Source organism: Pantoea sp. X-Soil-ISGK-275 (assembly GCF_059730795.1).
This window is the reverse complement of the sequence record NZ_AP035976.1, coordinates 1,976,158-1,992,057: the sequence shown is the minus strand read 5'-3', so window position 1 is coordinate 1,992,057 and position 15,900 is coordinate 1,976,158. Positions and strand designations below refer to the sequence as shown.

Annotated in this window: 14 protein-coding genes; 3 read left to right on the top strand and 11 right to left on the bottom strand. The window is 58.0% G+C overall.

Annotated elements, in window-relative coordinates; translation table 11 throughout:
- Positions 1–1,695 (top strand): D-lactate dehydrogenase, encoded by a 1,695-nt coding sequence (gene dld, locus AC6I8A_RS09290; protein WP_497818940.1) that lies wholly within the window; start codon positions 1–3, stop codon positions 1,693–1,695.
- Between the two features lie 25 nt (positions 1,696–1,720).
- Here the strand turns inward: dld and pqqF are convergent, their stop codons facing one another.
- The 8 genes from pqqF to AC6I8A_RS09250 all read right to left on the bottom strand — a co-directional run bounded on the left by pqqF (position 1,721) and on the right by AC6I8A_RS09250 (position 9,440).
- Positions 1,721–4,042 carry a pyrroloquinoline quinone biosynthesis protein PqqF gene (pqqF, locus tag AC6I8A_RS09285; RefSeq protein WP_497818353.1) on the bottom strand — a complete coding sequence of 774 codons (2,322 nt, stop codon included), beginning with the start codon at positions 4,040–4,042 and terminating at the stop codon, positions 1,721–1,723.
- Entirely contained in the window at positions 4,042–5,181 is a 1,140-nt protein-coding gene (gene pqqE / locus AC6I8A_RS09280; protein WP_265296851.1) for a pyrroloquinoline quinone biosynthesis protein PqqE, read from the bottom strand. Before pqqE ends, pqqF begins: the two co-directional genes overlap by 1 nt.
- The gene (gene pqqD / locus AC6I8A_RS09275; RefSeq protein ID WP_497818352.1) at positions 5,168–5,446 is read right to left on the bottom strand and encodes a pyrroloquinoline quinone biosynthesis peptide chaperone PqqD; all 279 of its coding nucleotides are present in this window, start codon (positions 5,444–5,446) and stop codon (positions 5,168–5,170) included. Before pqqD ends, pqqE begins: the two co-directional genes overlap by 14 nt.
- Before the next feature lie 4 nt (positions 5,447–5,450).
- Positions 5,451–6,206 carry a pyrroloquinoline-quinone synthase PqqC gene (pqqC, locus tag AC6I8A_RS09270; RefSeq protein ID WP_497818351.1) on the bottom strand — a complete coding sequence of 252 codons (756 nt, stop codon included), beginning with the start codon at positions 6,204–6,206 and terminating at the stop codon, positions 5,451–5,453.
- On the bottom strand, positions 6,203–7,129 hold the full coding sequence (gene pqqB / locus AC6I8A_RS09265; protein ID WP_222181949.1) for a pyrroloquinoline quinone biosynthesis protein PqqB: 927 nt from the start codon (positions 7,127–7,129) through the stop codon (positions 6,203–6,205). The genes pqqC and pqqB overlap by 4 nt, the downstream gene beginning before the upstream one ends.
- Positions 7,130–7,184: 55 nt before the next feature.
- Positions 7,185–7,256, bottom strand: a complete 72-nt coding sequence (gene pqqA, locus AC6I8A_RS09260; RefSeq protein ID WP_002905689.1) for a pyrroloquinoline quinone precursor peptide PqqA — start codon at positions 7,254–7,256, stop codon at positions 7,185–7,187.
- Positions 7,257–7,404: 148 nt separating this feature from the next.
- The gene (locus tag AC6I8A_RS09255) at positions 7,405–8,430 is read right to left on the bottom strand and encodes a dipeptidase (RefSeq protein WP_497818350.1); all 1,026 of its coding nucleotides are present in this window, start codon (positions 8,428–8,430) and stop codon (positions 7,405–7,407) included.
- 77 nt (positions 8,431–8,507) lie between these two features.
- Positions 8,508–9,440, bottom strand: coding sequence for an ABC transporter substrate-binding protein (locus tag AC6I8A_RS09250; protein WP_497818349.1), 933 nt, complete (start codon positions 9,438–9,440; stop codon positions 8,508–8,510).
- A gap of 189 nt (positions 9,441–9,629) precedes the next feature.
- Here AC6I8A_RS09250 and leuA point away from each other — a divergent pair, with 189 nt between their 5' ends.
- Positions 9,630–11,315, top strand: coding sequence for a 2-isopropylmalate synthase (gene leuA, locus AC6I8A_RS09245; RefSeq protein ID WP_497818348.1), 1,686 nt, complete (start codon positions 9,630–9,632; stop codon positions 11,313–11,315).
- Here the strand turns inward: leuA and AC6I8A_RS09240 are convergent.
- Both AC6I8A_RS09240 and AC6I8A_RS09235 read right to left on the bottom strand, forming a co-directional pair.
- Complete coding sequence (locus AC6I8A_RS09240; RefSeq protein WP_293794586.1) at positions 11,266–12,048, bottom strand: AraC family transcriptional regulator; 783 nt, start codon at positions 12,046–12,048, stop codon at positions 11,266–11,268. The two genes, leuA and AC6I8A_RS09240, sit on opposite strands and share 50 nt — an antisense overlap.
- A gap of 1 nt (position 12,049) precedes the next feature.
- Positions 12,050–12,913 (bottom strand): NAD(P)-dependent oxidoreductase, encoded by an 864-nt coding sequence (locus tag AC6I8A_RS09235; protein ID WP_256698404.1) that lies wholly within the window; start codon positions 12,911–12,913, stop codon positions 12,050–12,052.
- A gap of 219 nt (positions 12,914–13,132) precedes the next feature.
- On the opposite strand from AC6I8A_RS09235, the gene pqqU reads away from it, so the two are divergent.
- Entirely contained in the window at positions 13,133–15,244 is a 2,112-nt protein-coding gene (pqqU, locus tag AC6I8A_RS09230) for a TonB-dependent receptor PqqU (RefSeq protein ID WP_497818347.1), read from the top strand.
- A gap of 94 nt (positions 15,245–15,338) precedes the next feature.
- On the opposite strand, the gene AC6I8A_RS09225 is transcribed toward pqqU, so the two are convergent.
- Positions 15,339–15,893 (bottom strand): isochorismatase family protein, encoded by a 555-nt coding sequence (locus tag AC6I8A_RS09225; protein WP_479487000.1) that lies wholly within the window; start codon positions 15,891–15,893, stop codon positions 15,339–15,341.
- Between the last annotated feature and the right edge of the window lie 7 nt (positions 15,894–15,900).

The window sequence follows — 15,900 nt, the reverse complement described above, 5'->3', positions numbered from 1 at the left end:
ATGCAGAAGGATATGTTGCGTCAGTTAGCAGAGGTGGTTGGCGAGAAACAGGTATTAACCCATGCGGATGATAAAGCCTGGTACATAAAGGGGTTCCGCGTCGGACGCGGTGAAGCGCTGGCGGTGGCGTTACCGCAAACGCTGTTGCAGCTGTGGCAGACGCTGCAGGTTTGCGTGGCGCACGATGCCATTGTGCTGATGCAGGCGTCGAATACCGGCGTTACCGGCGGCTCAACGCCCGACGGCAATGATTATGACCGCGATATTGTGATCATCAGTACCCGCCAGCTCAAAGGCGTGCAGGTGATTGATCAGGCGCGTCAGGTGATTGCTTTCCCTGGTACCACCTTGACCGAACTGGAGCACACCTTGCAGCCGCTGGGTCGTGAGCCGCACTCGGTGATTGGCTCGTCCTGCATCGGCGCGTCGGTGGTCGGCGGCATCTGCAATAATTCCGGTGGCTCGCTGATTCGGCGCGGCCCCGCTTTCACTGAAAAATCCCTGTTCGCCCGCATTCACAACGATGGGCGTTTAGAGATGGTCAACCATCTCGGCATCGAGTTGGGCGACACACCTGAAGTGATGCTGGAAAACCTGACGCAGCAACGGTATCAAACCGGTGAGCAACCCGACTGGCAGGGAAAAATCTGGGCGGATGATTATGCCGACCGACTGCGAGATGTGGCCGCAGATTCCCCTGCACGCTTCAATGGCGATTTGCGTTACCTGCACGACAGCTCAGGCAGCGCCGGTAAAGTGGTGGTGTTCGCCGTGCGCTTGCCGACCTTTGAAGCCAGCACCGGCAGCGATACTTTCTACATCGGCACTAACGATGAGAGCGTGCTGGTGGCGCTGCGCCGTTTCCTGTTAACCAGGATGAGCGAGCTGCCGCTGCAGGCGGAATATATCCATCGCAACGCCTTCGATTTAACCGTGCGCTACGCCAAACATATGTATCTGGCGATACGCAAACTGGGTCCGCAGGCCATTCCGCAGATGATGGCAAATAAAGCTAAATGGGATGTGCGCGTCAGCCACCTGAAATTCCTGCCGCGCAATTTTGTTGATCGGGTGCTGCAATTCTTCAACCAGCTGACGCCGAGCTTTATCGCACCGCGCATCATGGATTACCGCAGCGAGTATCAACATCATCTGATGATCAAAGTGGAGTCGCCGCAAACCGCTGAATTACTAAGCTTGTTACAGCAGTTCTTTGCTGAGCAGCAAGGCGGCTTTTTCCTCTGCAATGCGCGTGAAGCGGCGGATGCATTTTTAGTGCGTTTCGGCGTCGGCGGCTGCACCATTTCCTACTGCGATGCGCTGGGCTACAACCCTAATGAACGGCTGGTGGCGTTTGACGTGGCGCTGCGCCGCAATGATGACGCGTGGCGTTTGACGCTGCCGGATCATCTGGCGGCGCAGGTGCAGGTTGATTCGTGTTGCGGGCACTTCTTCTGCTTCGTCAATCATCAGGATTACGTGCTGAAGCCGGGCTACGACGCGAAAGTGTTTAAGGAAAAGGTGAAGCGCTATCTGGCGCAGCGCGGCGCGAAGTATCCCGCCGAGCACAATGTCGGACACCTCTATCAGGCATCGTGTGAACATGTCGAGCACTGGAAACAACTTGATCCGACCAACAGCTGTAACCCGGGGATTGGCAAAACCAGTAAGAAGAAGTTTTGGCGGGAGATGTAGCATCGGGGTTTCGTAGGGCGCGCATTTATGCGCACCTGGTCACCAAAATCAACCAGCGATGCCGTTCGCGCAGCAGACGCTGGTGCAGTTGCTGAAGCTGCAGCAGCGTCAGAGCCTGAATGGCAGCGCGATTGAGCGTCGCCAGGCCGTGCTGCTGGCGCAGGGTGTCGAGAGCGGCTTCGCCGTTGTCTTTGCTTATGCATTGCGTCATTAAGCTTGCCTGCCATGCCGCCAGCTTTTCCGGCGAAATTGACGCAATCTCCACAACCATCTCACGCATAAAGCGTTTGCAGTGACCCAGCAACGCGCGCCAGGTGATATCCGGTGATTGCAGCGCCAGCATCAAGCCATCCACATCCGCCACCCGCTGATAGCGCGCCGACACCACATATCCAATTTGCTGATCCACGCGCAACCGCTGGAAGAAGCGCGTTTCCATCATCAGCGCCAGCACGCGCAAAGCGGCCAGGCTGGCATCGTCGGCCTGCGGTAACGGCATAAACAGCAGCAGCGCCTGATCGCGCCCGTCGCGGGCGATGGGCACGATGCCGCGTTGCAGTTGTGCGGGCGGCGTGTCGCGCGCCAGTTGCGGCGTAAAATCGCTGAGCAGATGCGCCACGCGCTGGCTTAGTGCGCTATGGGTGCCACACCATGCTGCCAGCCAGTGCGGCGAGGGCGATGGCTTGATCAAGCGAGTAGGCAAAGCGGCGAGCAGCTGACGAATGACGATGGAGTGTGTTGTCGCTGCGGATTGCTTAAGCACCGGTGTGTTCAGCGCCCGTAATGCCTGATGCACGCTTAACAACGCGCGCTCTTCGGATGCGGGCAGATTGAGCAGCAGCTGCCAGCTTCCCTGCGTTGGTTGCCAACTGCCGTTGCCGCCCGCATGGCGCAGTTCCGCCAACAGCGGGCGCAACTGGCGCTGCCGCGCCTGCGCGTCTTCATCGCTCAAGGTTTGATAAAACGCCGGACGCAGCAGCAATGTCTCAACCTGTTTTATCGGCGCAATCAGCGGCAACGGCTGCGCCACGGGCGGAAGACGCGGGAGCTGAAAGTCGGCTGAGGTGGGATAAAAGTGAAACGCTGCGGATTGTGCCGCATCCGGCAATGCCGGCAGCCATTCAGCCAGCTGCAGGGTAAAGCCCTGCGTCTGATGCGGTGCGCCGTCGACGTGCTGCTGGGTGAGCAGACGCGTACACGGCCATTGCGGCAACGCGGCGGCAAAATCCGTGAAGTTTTCAGTAACCGCTGAGCCAGGCGCGAAGCCGAACGCGCGGCCGCGCAACTGTTCCAGCGGCGACAAAGCCGCGAAATCCTGCTGCGCGAGTTGCGCGTAGTGCTGCAGCTGAATCGCGTTACACTCGATTAACGCAGCCAGATGCTGCCAAACGCGTTGCTCAAGCTGTTGCGCCTGTGCCGATGAAATACGCCCGGCACTAAAACGCAGCGCCAGTAAGGCATGTTGTTCATCTTGCCATAACCATTGCACATCAAAGGTCTCGCATAACGCCTCAGCCCGCAATTGCGCCAGCAAACTGCCCGGCGCTTCGTCTTGCCAAAACACCTTAAGCAAGGTGACATTGTCACGTACCGTCTGTTCATCGCCCGCGATCAATAACGTCAGCCAGAAATTTTCTTCACCGCCTAATTGCAGCAAACGATCGCCGGGCAGCAGCGCAGGTTTAACAGCCGCAGCGCGTTCTCCGCCCGCCAGCAAGCTGCCGCCATAGCGCGTCGCCAGCTGTGCTAACTCATCAAGTGATTGTGATCCTTGCAGCCAAAGCTCCATATTTTCAGCGCGATAGAACCGGCGATGAAAATCATGTAATGCGGATTGCAGCTCCGTGACATTGTCACCAAACGCACGCCGACTGCCGACGCGAAAGCGCTGAAAGCGTCCCTTTAGCTTATCTACGATGGCCGCTTCACTCAGCGTGTCGATATGGTTTTGCAGCAGTTGATACTCTGCCTCAATCACCGCTGCTTCCTGCTGAATCGCCCGCGTCGTCAGCAACGGGGACGCCAACATATCGCACAGCCGCTGCACGCCTGCAGACAATGCTGAAGCTGGGAGCTGAAAGAAATAGGCGCTGCGGCTCAACTGCGTGGTGGCATTCACCTGGCCGCCCTGCTGCTGCAGCCAGGGCATCAGGCGATGCTCGCCGTTAAAGTTTTCGCTGCCACAGAAAAGCAGATGTTCCAGCAGATGCGCCAAACCCGGCCAGCGATCGGCTTCATCCAGACTGCCGGCCTGCACGCGCACCAACGCCGCCGCCTCACGCGCGTCGGGCTGATGATAAAGATGGCAGCGCAGGCCGTTGGCAAGCGTTAGCTGGCGCGTGTTCATCAGGTAACGCGCTGCTTGAAGATCAGTTCGGAGTTGCTGCGATTGCGGAACTGCAGCTGCTGGATTTTGATGTCGCTGCAGTTGGCTTCACGCCGTGCTTCGAGGATCTTGCCATGATGCGGCGATTTGCTGCACACCGGATCGGTGTTATCCGCATTGCCGGTCAGCATAAAGGCCTGACAGCGGCAGCCGCCAAAGTCTTTCTCTTTCTCCTCGCAGGAGCGACAGGGTTCCGGCATCCAGTCAAAGCCGCGATAGCGGTTGAAACCAAACGAGTTGTACCAGATATCGTCCAGCGTGCGTTCCAGCACCGACGGGAACTCGACCGGCAGCTGACGCGCGCTGTGGCACGGCAACGCGGTGCCGTCTGGCGTGACGCTGAGGAAGATCGATCCCCAACCGCCCATGCAGGGTTTCGGACGCTCTTCGTAGTAATCCGGCGTCACGAACAGCAGATTGGTGAGATTACCGGTGGCGCTCATGCGCTGACGATAATCGGCCACCACCGCTTCGGCGTTGGCGATCTGTTCGCGCGTCGGCAGCAAACCTTCGCGATTGAGCTGCGCCCAGCCGTAGAACTGGCAAGTTGCCAGCTCGACATCGTCGGCTTCCAGTTCGATACAGAGATCGATGATTTTGTCGATCTGGTCGATATTGTGGCGATGCAGCACAAAGTTCAGCACCATCGGATAGCCGTGTGCTTTCACCGCTTTCGCCATCTCCAACTTTTGCTGGAAAGCCTTTTTCGACCCGGCCAGCGCGGCATTAAGCGTTTCATCGCTGGCCTGGAAACTGATCTGAATATGATCGAGCCCGGCGTCAGCAAAGGCGTCGAGTTTTTTCGCCGTCAGGCCAATGCCGGAGGTGATCAGGTTGGTGTAGAAACCGAGATCGCGCGCGGCGCGAATCAGTTCCGGCAGGTCTTTACGCGTCAGCGGTTCGCCGCCGGAAAAACCGAGCTGCACGCTGCCCATGGCGCGCGCCTGACGAAACACCTCAATCCACTGTTCGGTGGTCAGCTCTTTCTCCTGCTGGGAAAAATCCAGCGGATTGGAACAATACGGACACTGCAGCGGGCAGCGATAGGTCAGTTCTGCCAGCAGCCACAGCGGCGGCGTCACGCTTTTACTCGGGTTCACGACACTGTATCCATTTTTGTTCGATGGCTGATTGCAGGAACTCTTTAACGTCATTGCCGACGCCGCCCGCATCCGGGAAACGCGCATCCAGCGTGGCAACGATCGCCGCCACATCTTGTTTGCCATCCACCAGTTCGAGGATCGCCACCGCAGTTTCGTTCAGCTTGGCCATGCCTTCAGGATAGAGCACCACATGGCTGTCTTGCGCCGCTTCCCACTGCATGCGGTAGCCGCGACGGAAAGCGGGAATCACATTATCTTTCATATTGTTATACCAGTCTTGTGCTGTGCCAGGATACCTGATCGGTGACCGTATGATAAGGCGGACGTTGCAGCGCATACGCCATGGTCATGGCATCCAACATGGTCCAGAGAATATCGAGCTTGAACTGCAGGATTTCCAGCATGCGGTTCTGCTGTTCGGCACTGGTGAACACTTCAAGCGCCAGCGCCAGTCCATGCTCTACATCGCGGTTCGCCTGGCTCAGACGGCTGCGGAAGTAGAAATAGCCTTCCTCTTTGATCCACGGATAGTGCTGCGGCCAGCTGTCGAGGCGCGACTGATGAATCTGCGGCGCGAACAGTTCGGTGAGCGAGCTGCAGGCCGCTTCCTGCCAGTTGGCACGACGCGCAAAGTTAACGTAGGCATCCACCGCAAAGCGCACGCCCGGCAGCACCAGCTTCTCCGACAGCAACACCTCACGATCCAGGCCCACCGCTTCACCCAACTGCAGCCAGGCTTCAATGCCGCCTTCGTGTCCGTTGCTGCCGTCGTGATCGAGGATGCGCTGCACCCATTTACGCCGCGTTTCCGCATCCGGGCAGTTCGCCATGATCGCTGCGTCTTTCAGCGGAATATTGGTCTGATAATAGAAGCGGTTCGCCACCCAGCCCTGAATCTGCTCGCGCGTCGCATCGCCATTGTGCATGGCAATGTGGTACGGATGATGAATGTGGTAGAACGCGCCTTTGTCGCGCAGCGCCTGCTCAAACGCGGCGGGCGATAACGCTTCAGTAATGATCACGATGCAAACTCCTGCAGATGAATCGCCATACCATCCCAACTCACTTCAATGCCCTGCTGCGTCAGATAGGCGCGCTGCGGCGATTGCTCATTAAGGATGGGATTGGTGTTGTTAATGTGAATCAATATCTTGCGTTTAGCCGGCAGCGCGGCCAGCAGCGCCATCAAACCTTGTTCTTCGGCCAGCGCTAAGTGGCCCATGGCTTTGCCGGTATTTTTGCCGACGCCGGTAGCGAGCAGCTCGTCGTCCTGCCACACCGTGCCATCAATCAACAGGCAATCGGCTTTTTGCAGCCACGGCATGATCACCGCATCCGGCTCGCCAAGGCCCGGCGCGTACAGCAGCGTTTGGCCGTTGGCGGTGTTTTCAATAAACAGCGCCACGTTGTGGCCCGGCAGCGGGCGATCGCGATACGGCGAATACGGTGGCGCGTTGCTGAGAATCGGAATCGCGGTGAACTGCAAACTGTGGCAGACATCGACGCGAAACGGTTCCAGCGGCGTTAACGCATGATGCTGCAAGCCGCCATTCCAGTGTTGCAGCATGGTGAAAATCGGGAAACCGCTGGTGAGATCGCCATGCACTTCCGGCGTGCACCACACCTGATGCGGGCAACCTTCGCGCAGGCTCAGCAAGCCGGTGGTGTGATCGATTTGGCTGTCGGTCAGAATGATGCTGCCAATCGCCGTGCCGCGCAGCACACCCTTTTTGATCAGTTCTGGCGTGTGGGCAATTTGCTGGCTGATGTCCGGCGAGGCGTTACACAGCACCCAATCTTCACCGTTGTCGCTGACAATGATCGAAGATTGCGTGCGCGCCTGCGCCTGAAGGGTACCGTTACGCAGGCCGCTGCAATTGGCGCAGTTGCAGTTCCACTGCGGGAAACCGCCGCCCGCCGCTGAACCGAGGACTTTAATAAACATGAAAGTTGACCAGAGAGAGAAAACAAAATGCCCGCACGAACGGCGGGCAGAAGTCTTAGCGGTTGGAGATGTACAGAGTCACTTCCAGGCCCAGACGCAGGTCAATAAACGCAGGTTTTTTCCACATAACGGTCTTCCTCTTAAAGCTAAAACGCAGAGAAATCTCTGCTGAAGTGAATTGCGGTTGTGACTTGGATCACATCGCAATCCGTACGCGCGCAGATGTTGCGCCAATGTAGCGAGCAGATCAACCCTGATTCGGTAAGGGAATTGTGTTAATCCTGCCAAATTTGTTGCAACACGCGCTGCCAGTTGCCCCATGCGAGCTGCTCAAGTGCTGTTTGATCGTAGTCGAACGAACGCAACAACGCATAAAGATGCGGTAATCCGCTGACATCTTTCAGCGCATCAGGCACGCTGATGCCATCAAAATCGGAGCCCAGCGCCACATGATCGCGGCCCATTATCGCGATCAGGTGCTCAACATGTTTAACAATTTCGATCAATGCGGTGTCGCTATCGCGTTTTCCATCGCTGCGCAGGAACGCATTGCCTAAATTCACACCCACCACGCCGCCGCTGTCGCGAATGGCGCGCAGCTGATCGTCAGTAAGATTGCGCGGCTGCGCGCAGAGCGCATGCGCATTGGAGTGCGTTGCCACCAGCGGTGCTGTTGACAGGCGCGCGGTGTCCCAGAAGGCTTTCTCGTTCATGTGCGACATATCGATCAACATGCGAAGGCGGTTGGCTGCGGCGATCAATTGCTCGCCTTGTTCGGTCAAGCCCGGTCCTGTGTCCGGCGAGCTGGGGAATGATCCACTGACGCCTTCGCCAAAGCGATTAGGCAGATTCCAGAACGGCCCGATGCTGCGCACGCCCGCTTTGTAAAACGCATCAAGCGCGACGCCATCACCATCAAACCCGTCTGCGCCTTCAATGTGCGCCACCAGCGCCAGCATGCCGTCCGCGCGACAGGCGGCAATATCTGAGGCGCTGAGGCATAAACGCGCGCGCCCGTCAGATTGCGCCGCCAGCGCTTTCAGGATGTCGAGCTGCTGCCAGAGAATCGCCAGCGGATCGAGATTCTCCTCCGCCCGCTGCGGCGCAACTTCTTTGACATAACGCGGTGGCGGCACGAACATCGCGAACAGTCCACCGGCAAAACCGCCCTGCTGCATGCGCGGAAAATCAAGGTGGCCCTTTTCGATGCCGTGAAAAAATGCCTGCGCCGGATCATCGCGATGGTGCAGCCACAGATTGAGAAGCAGGTCGTTATGACCGTCGAAGGTTTTTAGCAACATAGGGGGATCTTGACGAAACAACATGCCGCCATGCTACGCGCGCGCTGCTGTTTCGCCAAATACGGGCGCACAAAGGGTTAGTTCTGCGCAACCTTTAAGCCGTGATAGAAGGTTGGTTTCACATCCAGATGTTTTTGAATTAAACCGTATTTCTGGTAGAAATCGGCGGTCTCCTGCTGTTGAGCGATGGTGGCATCATTAATGCTCTGCCAGTGCGATTTGCGCCGTGAGAAGGATTTCGCCGCCGCATCTTTCGGGAAGCCGATGATTTTCGCCAGTGTGGTGGAGTACTCATCGACATGGCTGTTGGCCCAACGATCGGCAGCCGCTAAACGATTGACGTAATCCTGCAGCGCCGCGCGTTTCGCCTTATCTTGCAACGCGGCGTCGGTAGCGGCGAGGAAGCTGTTGCCGCTGGACAAGCCAACGCCGTTCACCAGCACACGTCCGGTATTTGTCACTTCCGCCAGCGCGGTATAAGGATCCCACGTTGACCAGGCATCCACCGAACCGTTAGCCAGCGCAATGCGCGCATCCGCCGGCGTTAAGAAGCGCCATTTGACGTCTTTATCGCTGACGCCCGCCTGCTCCAGCGCTTTGAGCGCCTCAAAGTGGCCAATCGATCCGCGTCCGGTGGCGATATTTTTGCCCTTCAGCTCGGCAACGGTTTTGATGGGCGAATCCGGGCTAACCAGCACCGCCAAACCTTCGGGTACCGATTTGCTCACCGCCACCGCTTTCACCTGCGAACCGGCCGCTAGCGAGAACAGCAGCGGCGCATCACCGATAATACCGGCATCTACCGCACCGGCATTCAGCGCTTCCGCCAGCGGTGCCGCCGCCGGGAATTCGGCCCATTCGATTTTATAATTGAGGTTGCTCAACTGCTGCGCCGCGGCCATTTCCGCGTGCATATTTCCCTTCTGATCGGCAATGCGCAGCGTCACGGGTTCTGCCGCTGCCGCGCTGCTCGCTGCCACGATCAATAGTGCCAAAGCTGCTCTTTTCATTGTGTTTTATCCCTTCGCGCAAAACCCCAGCCTAACCCGTACGCGCCAAATGACCGATGCCGATTTCGCATGAGATATGCCGCGTGGCGCATAAAGGTTGTCACTTTTGCGCGTAGGGTTGTCAGCAATGCGCGAGCCGCACCGCGTGCTGCTGGGTGAGACTGAATACAACATCACAAGGAGATCGTTATGCTCATGCAACCCGCTGCAAAATACCGTCCGTTTCAGGTCATCGACTTACCCGATCGTCAGTGGCCATCGCGCCAGCTGACGCAGGCACCGCGCTGGCTTTCTACCGATTTACGCGATGGCAATCAGGCGCTGGCGACGCCGATGGACAGCGCGCGCAAGCTGGAGTTTTGGCAACTGCTGCTGCGCTGTGGCTTCAGGGAGATTGAGGTGGCATTCCCGGCGGCATCGCAGACCGATTTTGATTTTGTCCGTTTGCTGATTGATCAAAACCATATTCCAGACGATGTGGCGATTCAGGTGCTGACCCAGGCGCGCAGCGACCTGATCGATCGTACCTTTGAGGCGCTGCGTGGCGCACCGAACGCCATTATTCACCTGTACAACGCCACCGCGCCGCTGTTCCGCGAGCGCGTGTTCCGTCAGAGCAAAGCCGAGATTATTGAACTGGCCTGCGCCGGTGCGAGGCAAATTCGCGCCCGCTGCGAAACGCAACAGGATACCGCGTGGACTTTCGAATATTCGCCAGAAACCTTCTGCTTTACCGAACCGGAGTTTGCGCTGGAGATTTGCGAAGCGGTGGCGGCGATTTGGCAGCCGGGCCCGGCGCGTCCGATGATCATTAACCTGCCCGCAACCGTCGAAGTGAATACGCCGAACGTCTATGCCGATCAGATTGAGTACTTCTGTCGCCACTTCAGCCAGCGATCGCAGGTGTCGATCAGCGTGCATCCGCATAACGATCGCGGTACCGGCATCGCCTGCGCCGAGCTGGCGCTGCTGGCGGGTGCCGATCGCGTCGAAGGCTGTTTGTTCGGCAACGGCGAGCGCACCGGCAACGTCGATATCGTCACGCTGGCGCTCAATCTCTACACCCAAGGCGTGGCGCCGCAACTTGACTTCAGCGATATCCAGCAGGTGCTGGAAGTGGTGACGCGCTGCAACCAGCTGCCGGTGCATCCGCGCCATCCATATGCCGGTGAGCTGGTGTTTACCGCCTTCTCCGGTTCGCATCAGGATGCGATTCGCAAAGGCTTTGCCGAACGCGCTGAGCGTCAAGAAACCCTGTGGCAGATGCCGTATCTGCCGCTCGATCCACTGGATATCGGTTGCAGTTACGAAGCGGTGATCCGCGTTAACAGTCAATCCGGCAAAGGTGGCGCCGCGTGGCTGCTGGAGCAGAATCACGGCCTGCAACTGCCGCGCGGCTTGCAGCAGGATTTCAGCCGCCTGGTGCAGCAGCAAACCGACCAGCACGGTCAGGAGATGACGCACCATGCGCTCTGGCAGCTGTTTTGTCAGCATTACGGCTTAACCCAGCCCGCGCGTCGTTTACTGGAAGCGGAAAGTCACAGCGACGATAAAGGCGAAACGCGCTTCAAAGCGCGACTGCAACAGGGCGCACAGCCGGTGACGCTGGAAGGCAAAGGTAACGGCTTGCTCTCTGCCGCCGTCAGCGCGCTGCGTCAGCGCTACGACATCGTCATCACCATTGAGGATTATCACGAACACACGCTGGGCAAACGCAGCGACAGCCGTTCGGTGACGTACATTAGTTGTATTAACGCACGCGGTGAACGCGCGTGGGGCGTGGGCATTGATAACGATGTGGCGCGCGCTTCATTGCAGGCGCTGCTCAACGCAGCGCACGCTTTTCTGCCGCAGGAAAGTAGTTCGCTGGCGTAACGCCGAGCACGCGACGAAACATCGCACTGAAGGCGCTCGGGCTGTCGTAACCGAGATCGAGCGCCACCGTCAGCACGCTTTCGCCTTGCGCTAAGCGGGTTAACGCCACGCTCAATCGCGCGCGGCGCACCCAATCGCTGAACTGCAAACCGGTTTCGCGGCTGAAATGGCGCGCCAGCGTGCGTTCCGCCACACAAAGTTGCGTAGCCGCGCGGGCCAGCGTCCAGTTTTCGCCGGGTGCTTGCTGGATGTGCTGGCACAAACTCAGCAGCCGCTCGCTCTCCGGCAGCGGCAGGCCAAACGGCAGCACATCCATCACGCGGATCTCATCGAGGATCAACTCGTAAATCCGCTCGGCGCGGCTGCCGGAAACGTACTGATCCGGCAGCGGCAGCGCGCTGACAATCAACTCGCGCAGCAGCGGCGAAATCTGCACCACCTGACAACTGGCGGGCAGATCGGCGCGCGCCAGCGGATCAACAAACAGCGTGCGCGCCGCTACAGCGCCAACGATGTGCAGCGCGTGGCGCGTTCCCGCTGGCAGCCAGACGCCGCGACTCGGCGGCACAATCCAGCTGCCGTGCGGCGTTTCCACTTTCACCACGCCGCTCAGCGTGTGGATCAGCTGCGCGCAATCGTGGTGATGCCACGGCTCCGCGTCACCATGCGCATAATCATGCGCATAGGGCACCAGCGGACGATGGGCGAAGTCGAAGTTGAGCCGCGCACTCATGTTAGCGTTTTAGATATTGATAAACCGCCGCCAGATCCTGCTCGCCGTAACCGGCGTCCACCGCTTGCTGCCAGACATCCACGATGTTTTCCAGCGCCGGCAGTTTGCTGTCGCCTGCCGCATCCAGCGCCAGTTTGGCGTCTTTCAGCGCCCACACCAGATGCATCTGCGGCGTGAAATCGCCGCTGGCGATCATGCCGAGTTTCATTTTGGCGTACGGTGCCGCCAGCGGACCGCCATCCAGCACTTTCCACAGATCGTCGGTGCTGAAACCAAACTCTTCCGCCAGACGGGTACTTTCTGCCAGGCTTTGCATCAGGCCAATCAACCAGCTATTCACCACCAGCTTCATACGCGAGCTAGCGCCCGCCTCGCCCAGCCACTGCGTGCCTTTACCGATTGCCGCAAACACCTGCTCGGCGGCCTGCGCTTTGCTCTGATCGCCGCTGGCCATCACCAGAATTTGCGCATTTTCGGCCGGCGCTTTGGTGCCGGAAACCGGTGCATCGATAAACACTACATCCGGACGCGCGCTTTTGAATTCAGCGATCAGTTGATCGGTGGCTTCCACGCCGATGGTGCCCATCTGACAAATCGTCGCGCCCTGCTTGAGCGCGGAGCGGGCATCGTTCAGCGCCTGCCGCGTAGTATCGCCGTCGGCCAGCATGGCGATCACCACATCCGCGCCTTCTACCGCTTGCCCGGCGCTATCGGCCAGCGTGATGCCAGCATCCAGCAGATCTTCGCCTTTCGCACGCGTACGGTTCCAGCCGCGTACCGTGAAGCCTTTTTTCAACAGGTTAGCGGCAAACGCATGGCCCATCGCGCCCAATCCCAGTACCGCGACAACAGGTTGTTGACTCATCATTCCCTCTCTTTTGTGCTTTCAGACAAAACCGCCAGACTGACAGAATTTCCCTGACGCAGCCAGGCCAGAGATGCGATGGAAAAACATTTTCAACACCGCAATTATTAATAATCCGTCATACTATTAACGCTTTTCAAACAAATGATAAAACGATTAACATACGCGCCATTAATGTTCCATTCGGTACATTCCACGCCCTTTTTACGGTCTTTCATAATGAAAATAGCTTTACTGCGACAGGCTTCGTTGCTGATGCTGCCTGCGATGTTGCCGGTCTCAGCGCTGGCGGCGAACGCGACCAATAACACCATGGTGGTAAGCGCGGCGCCGTCCGCATCCGGACTTTCTGAACTTGATACGCCAGCAGCCGTTAGCGTGGTTTCCGGCGACGATATGCGCCATGCGGCACCGCGCGTCAATTTGTCAGAAAACCTCAGCAGCGTGCCGGGTTTGCAGATTCAGAATAGGCAGAACTATGCGCAGGATTTGCAGATTTCGGTACGCGGTTTTGGTTCGCGTTCCACCTTCGGCCTGCGCGGTATTCGCATGTATGTCGACGGCATTCCAGCCACCATGCCCGACGGCCAGGGACAAACCTCTAACATCGATATCGGCTCAATCGATCATATTGACGTGCTGCGTGGCCCGTTCTCAGCGCTGTATGGCAACTCGTCGGGCGGCGTGATTAACGTTGAAACCGAAACCGGGCAGCAACCTACCACGCTGGAAGCCAGCAGCTGGTACGGCAGTTACGGCAGCTGGCGCAACAGTGTTAAAGCCAGCGGCGCAACCGGCGACGGTACGCAAGCCGGCGACGTTAATTACACGGTTTCCGCCTCACGCTTTACCACGCACGGCTTCCGCGATCACAGCTCGGCGCAGAAGAATCTCGGCAACGCCAAACTCGGCGTGCGCATTGATGATGTCAGCACCCTGACGCTACTGTTCAACAGCGTTCACGTTGATGCGCAGGATCCGGGCGGTTTAACCGCCGAACAGTGGAAAGAAAATCCGCGTCAGGTCGCCAGTAACGTGACTTTGTACGACGCGCGTAAAACTGTCGATCAAACCCAGGCGGGCCTGCATTATCAGCGCCAGATGAGTGAAAACGACGACCTGAGCGTGATGATGTACGCCGGTGAACGTGAAACCACGCAGTATCAATCGATTCCTAAAGCTACCCAGCTGCGCCCAGGTTATCCCGGCGGCGTCATTTCTCTGTCCCGACATTATCAGGGCATCGATACCCGCTGGACGCATCGCGACGCGCTGTTCACCATTCCGGTGACTTTCACTGGCGGCCTCGACTATGAAACCACGACCGAGAAGCGCAAAGGTTATCAAAACTTTAGCGGCGACGAACTGGGCGTGCAGGGCGAGATGCGTCGTAACGAACGCAACCTGATGTGGAACCTCGATCCTTATCTGCAAACCGCATGGCAGTTGACCGATAAATTGTCCCTGGATGCTGGCGTGCGCTTCAGTACGGTGAATTTCGACTCGAATGACTATTACGTCACCTCAACCGATCCGGATGACAGCGGCAATCGTCGCTACCATCGCTGGTTGCCTGCCGCTGCGCTGAACTACGCGATTGATAACAGCTGGAATGCCTATGTTTCTGCTGGTCGCGGCTTCGAAACGCCGACGCTGAATGAGTTGTCCTATCGCGCCGCCGATCAAGCCGGACTGAATCTCAACCTGCAACCCGCCACCAGCGAAACGGTTGAACTGGGCAGTAAAAAACGCATTGGCAATGGCCTGTTAACTGCGGCGATTTTCCAGACCGACACCAAAAACGAGATCGTTTCCGACAGCAGCTTTGAAGGCCGCACCAGTTACAAAAACGCCGGTGAAACCCGCCGTCGTGGATTGGAGCTCGGCCTCGACCAGCAGTTTGGTGAAAGCTGGCGCTTCAAAGCCGCATGGACCTTGCTGGATGCCCGCTATCGCTCTAACGCCTGCGGCACCGAAAGCTGCGACGGCAACCGTATTCCCGGCATTGCCCGCAACATGGCTTACGCCGGATTGGCTTACGCGCCCGATCAAGGCTGGTATGCCGGAACCGATGTGCGCTATCTGAGCGATATCGCGGCGGATGATGAAAACGATGTGAAAGCGCCGTCTTACACCGTGGTCGGCGTAAACAGCGGTTATAAGTGGCTGGTCCAGAATTGGACGCTGGATCTGTTTGGCCGCGTCGATAACCTGTTCGACCGCAACTACATCGGTTCGGTGATCGTCAATGAAAGCAACGGCCGCTATTACGAACCGGCACCGGGCCGCAATTACAGCGTGGGCCTGACGGTGAGTTACGCGTTTCAGTAAATAACCCGGTTATCATATGAAATAAAAAAGCCCTGCTAGAAATTGCGGGGCTTTTTTATATATCGGTCACCATAAATGGCGACCCTACGAAAAATTACTTCAACAACGCCAGCACATCATCGGTGGTGCCGGTTTCGCCCAGGCGTGGGAAGATGCGCTCGACGCTGTTTTTATGCGTTTCGGCATTCAGGCAGGTCATAGCATCGATTGCCAACGTGACGTTGTAACCCAACTCATACGCCTGACGCGCCGTGGATTCCACACCGATGCTGGTGGCGATACCGCAAATAACCACTTGCGTGATGCCGCGCTGCTGCAGCTGCTCATGCAGATCGGTGTTGTGGAATGCGCCCCAGGTTTTTTTGGTGATGGCGATATCACCGCGCTGCTGCGCCAGGTCCGGCACCAACGTGGCCCAATCGGCAGGCAGATCGCCACCGTGTTTCGGCTGCTCATTACGGCCAGGTGCGCCGCCCGCAACGTTGACCAGCACCACCGGGCGCTTTTGCCCACGGAAAGCATCAGCCAGACGCGCTGAGCGCTCAATCACTTCATGCGCCTCTAACGGAGCGACCGGCAGCGCAACGATGCCGTTCTGCAGGTCAATTACAATCAGCGCGGTGTTGTCGTCAAGGGTAGTTAAAGCCATGTTGAGT

Excerpts from the sequence above, each read along its gene's own strand:
- AC6I8A_RS09235 (WP_256698404.1), bottom strand. The coding sequence starts at position 12,913 with ATGAGTCAACAACCTGTTGTCGCGGTACTGGGATTGGGCGCGATGGGC.
- AC6I8A_RS09255 (WP_497818350.1), bottom strand. The coding sequence starts at position 8,430 with ATGTTGCTAAAAACCTTCGACGGTCATAACGACCTGCTTCTCAATCTG.
- AC6I8A_RS09225 (WP_479487000.1), bottom strand. The coding sequence starts at position 15,893 with ATGGCTTTAACTACCCTTGACGACAACACCGCGCTGATTGTAATTGAC.
- AC6I8A_RS09250 (WP_497818349.1), bottom strand. The coding sequence starts at position 9,440 with ATGAAAAGAGCAGCTTTGGCACTATTGATCGTGGCAGCGAGCAGCGCG.
- leuA (WP_497818348.1), top strand. The coding sequence starts at position 9,630 with ATGCTCATGCAACCCGCTGCAAAATACCGTCCGTTTCAGGTCATCGAC.
- dld (WP_497818940.1), top strand. The coding sequence starts at position 1 with ATGCAGAAGGATATGTTGCGTCAGTTAGCAGAGGTGGTTGGCGAGAAA.
- pqqF (WP_497818353.1), bottom strand. The coding sequence starts at position 4,042 with ATGAACACGCGCCAGCTAACGCTTGCCAACGGCCTGCGCTGCCATCTT.
- pqqD (WP_497818352.1), bottom strand. The coding sequence starts at position 5,446 with ATGAAAGATAATGTGATTCCCGCTTTCCGTCGCGGCTACCGCATGCAG.
- pqqU (WP_497818347.1), top strand. The coding sequence starts at position 13,133 with ATGAAAATAGCTTTACTGCGACAGGCTTCGTTGCTGATGCTGCCTGCG.
- AC6I8A_RS09240 (WP_293794586.1), bottom strand. The coding sequence starts at position 12,048 with ATGAGTGCGCGGCTCAACTTCGACTTCGCCCATCGTCCGCTGGTGCCC.
- pqqB (WP_222181949.1), bottom strand. The coding sequence starts at position 7,129 with ATGTTTATTAAAGTCCTCGGTTCAGCGGCGGGCGGCGGTTTCCCGCAG.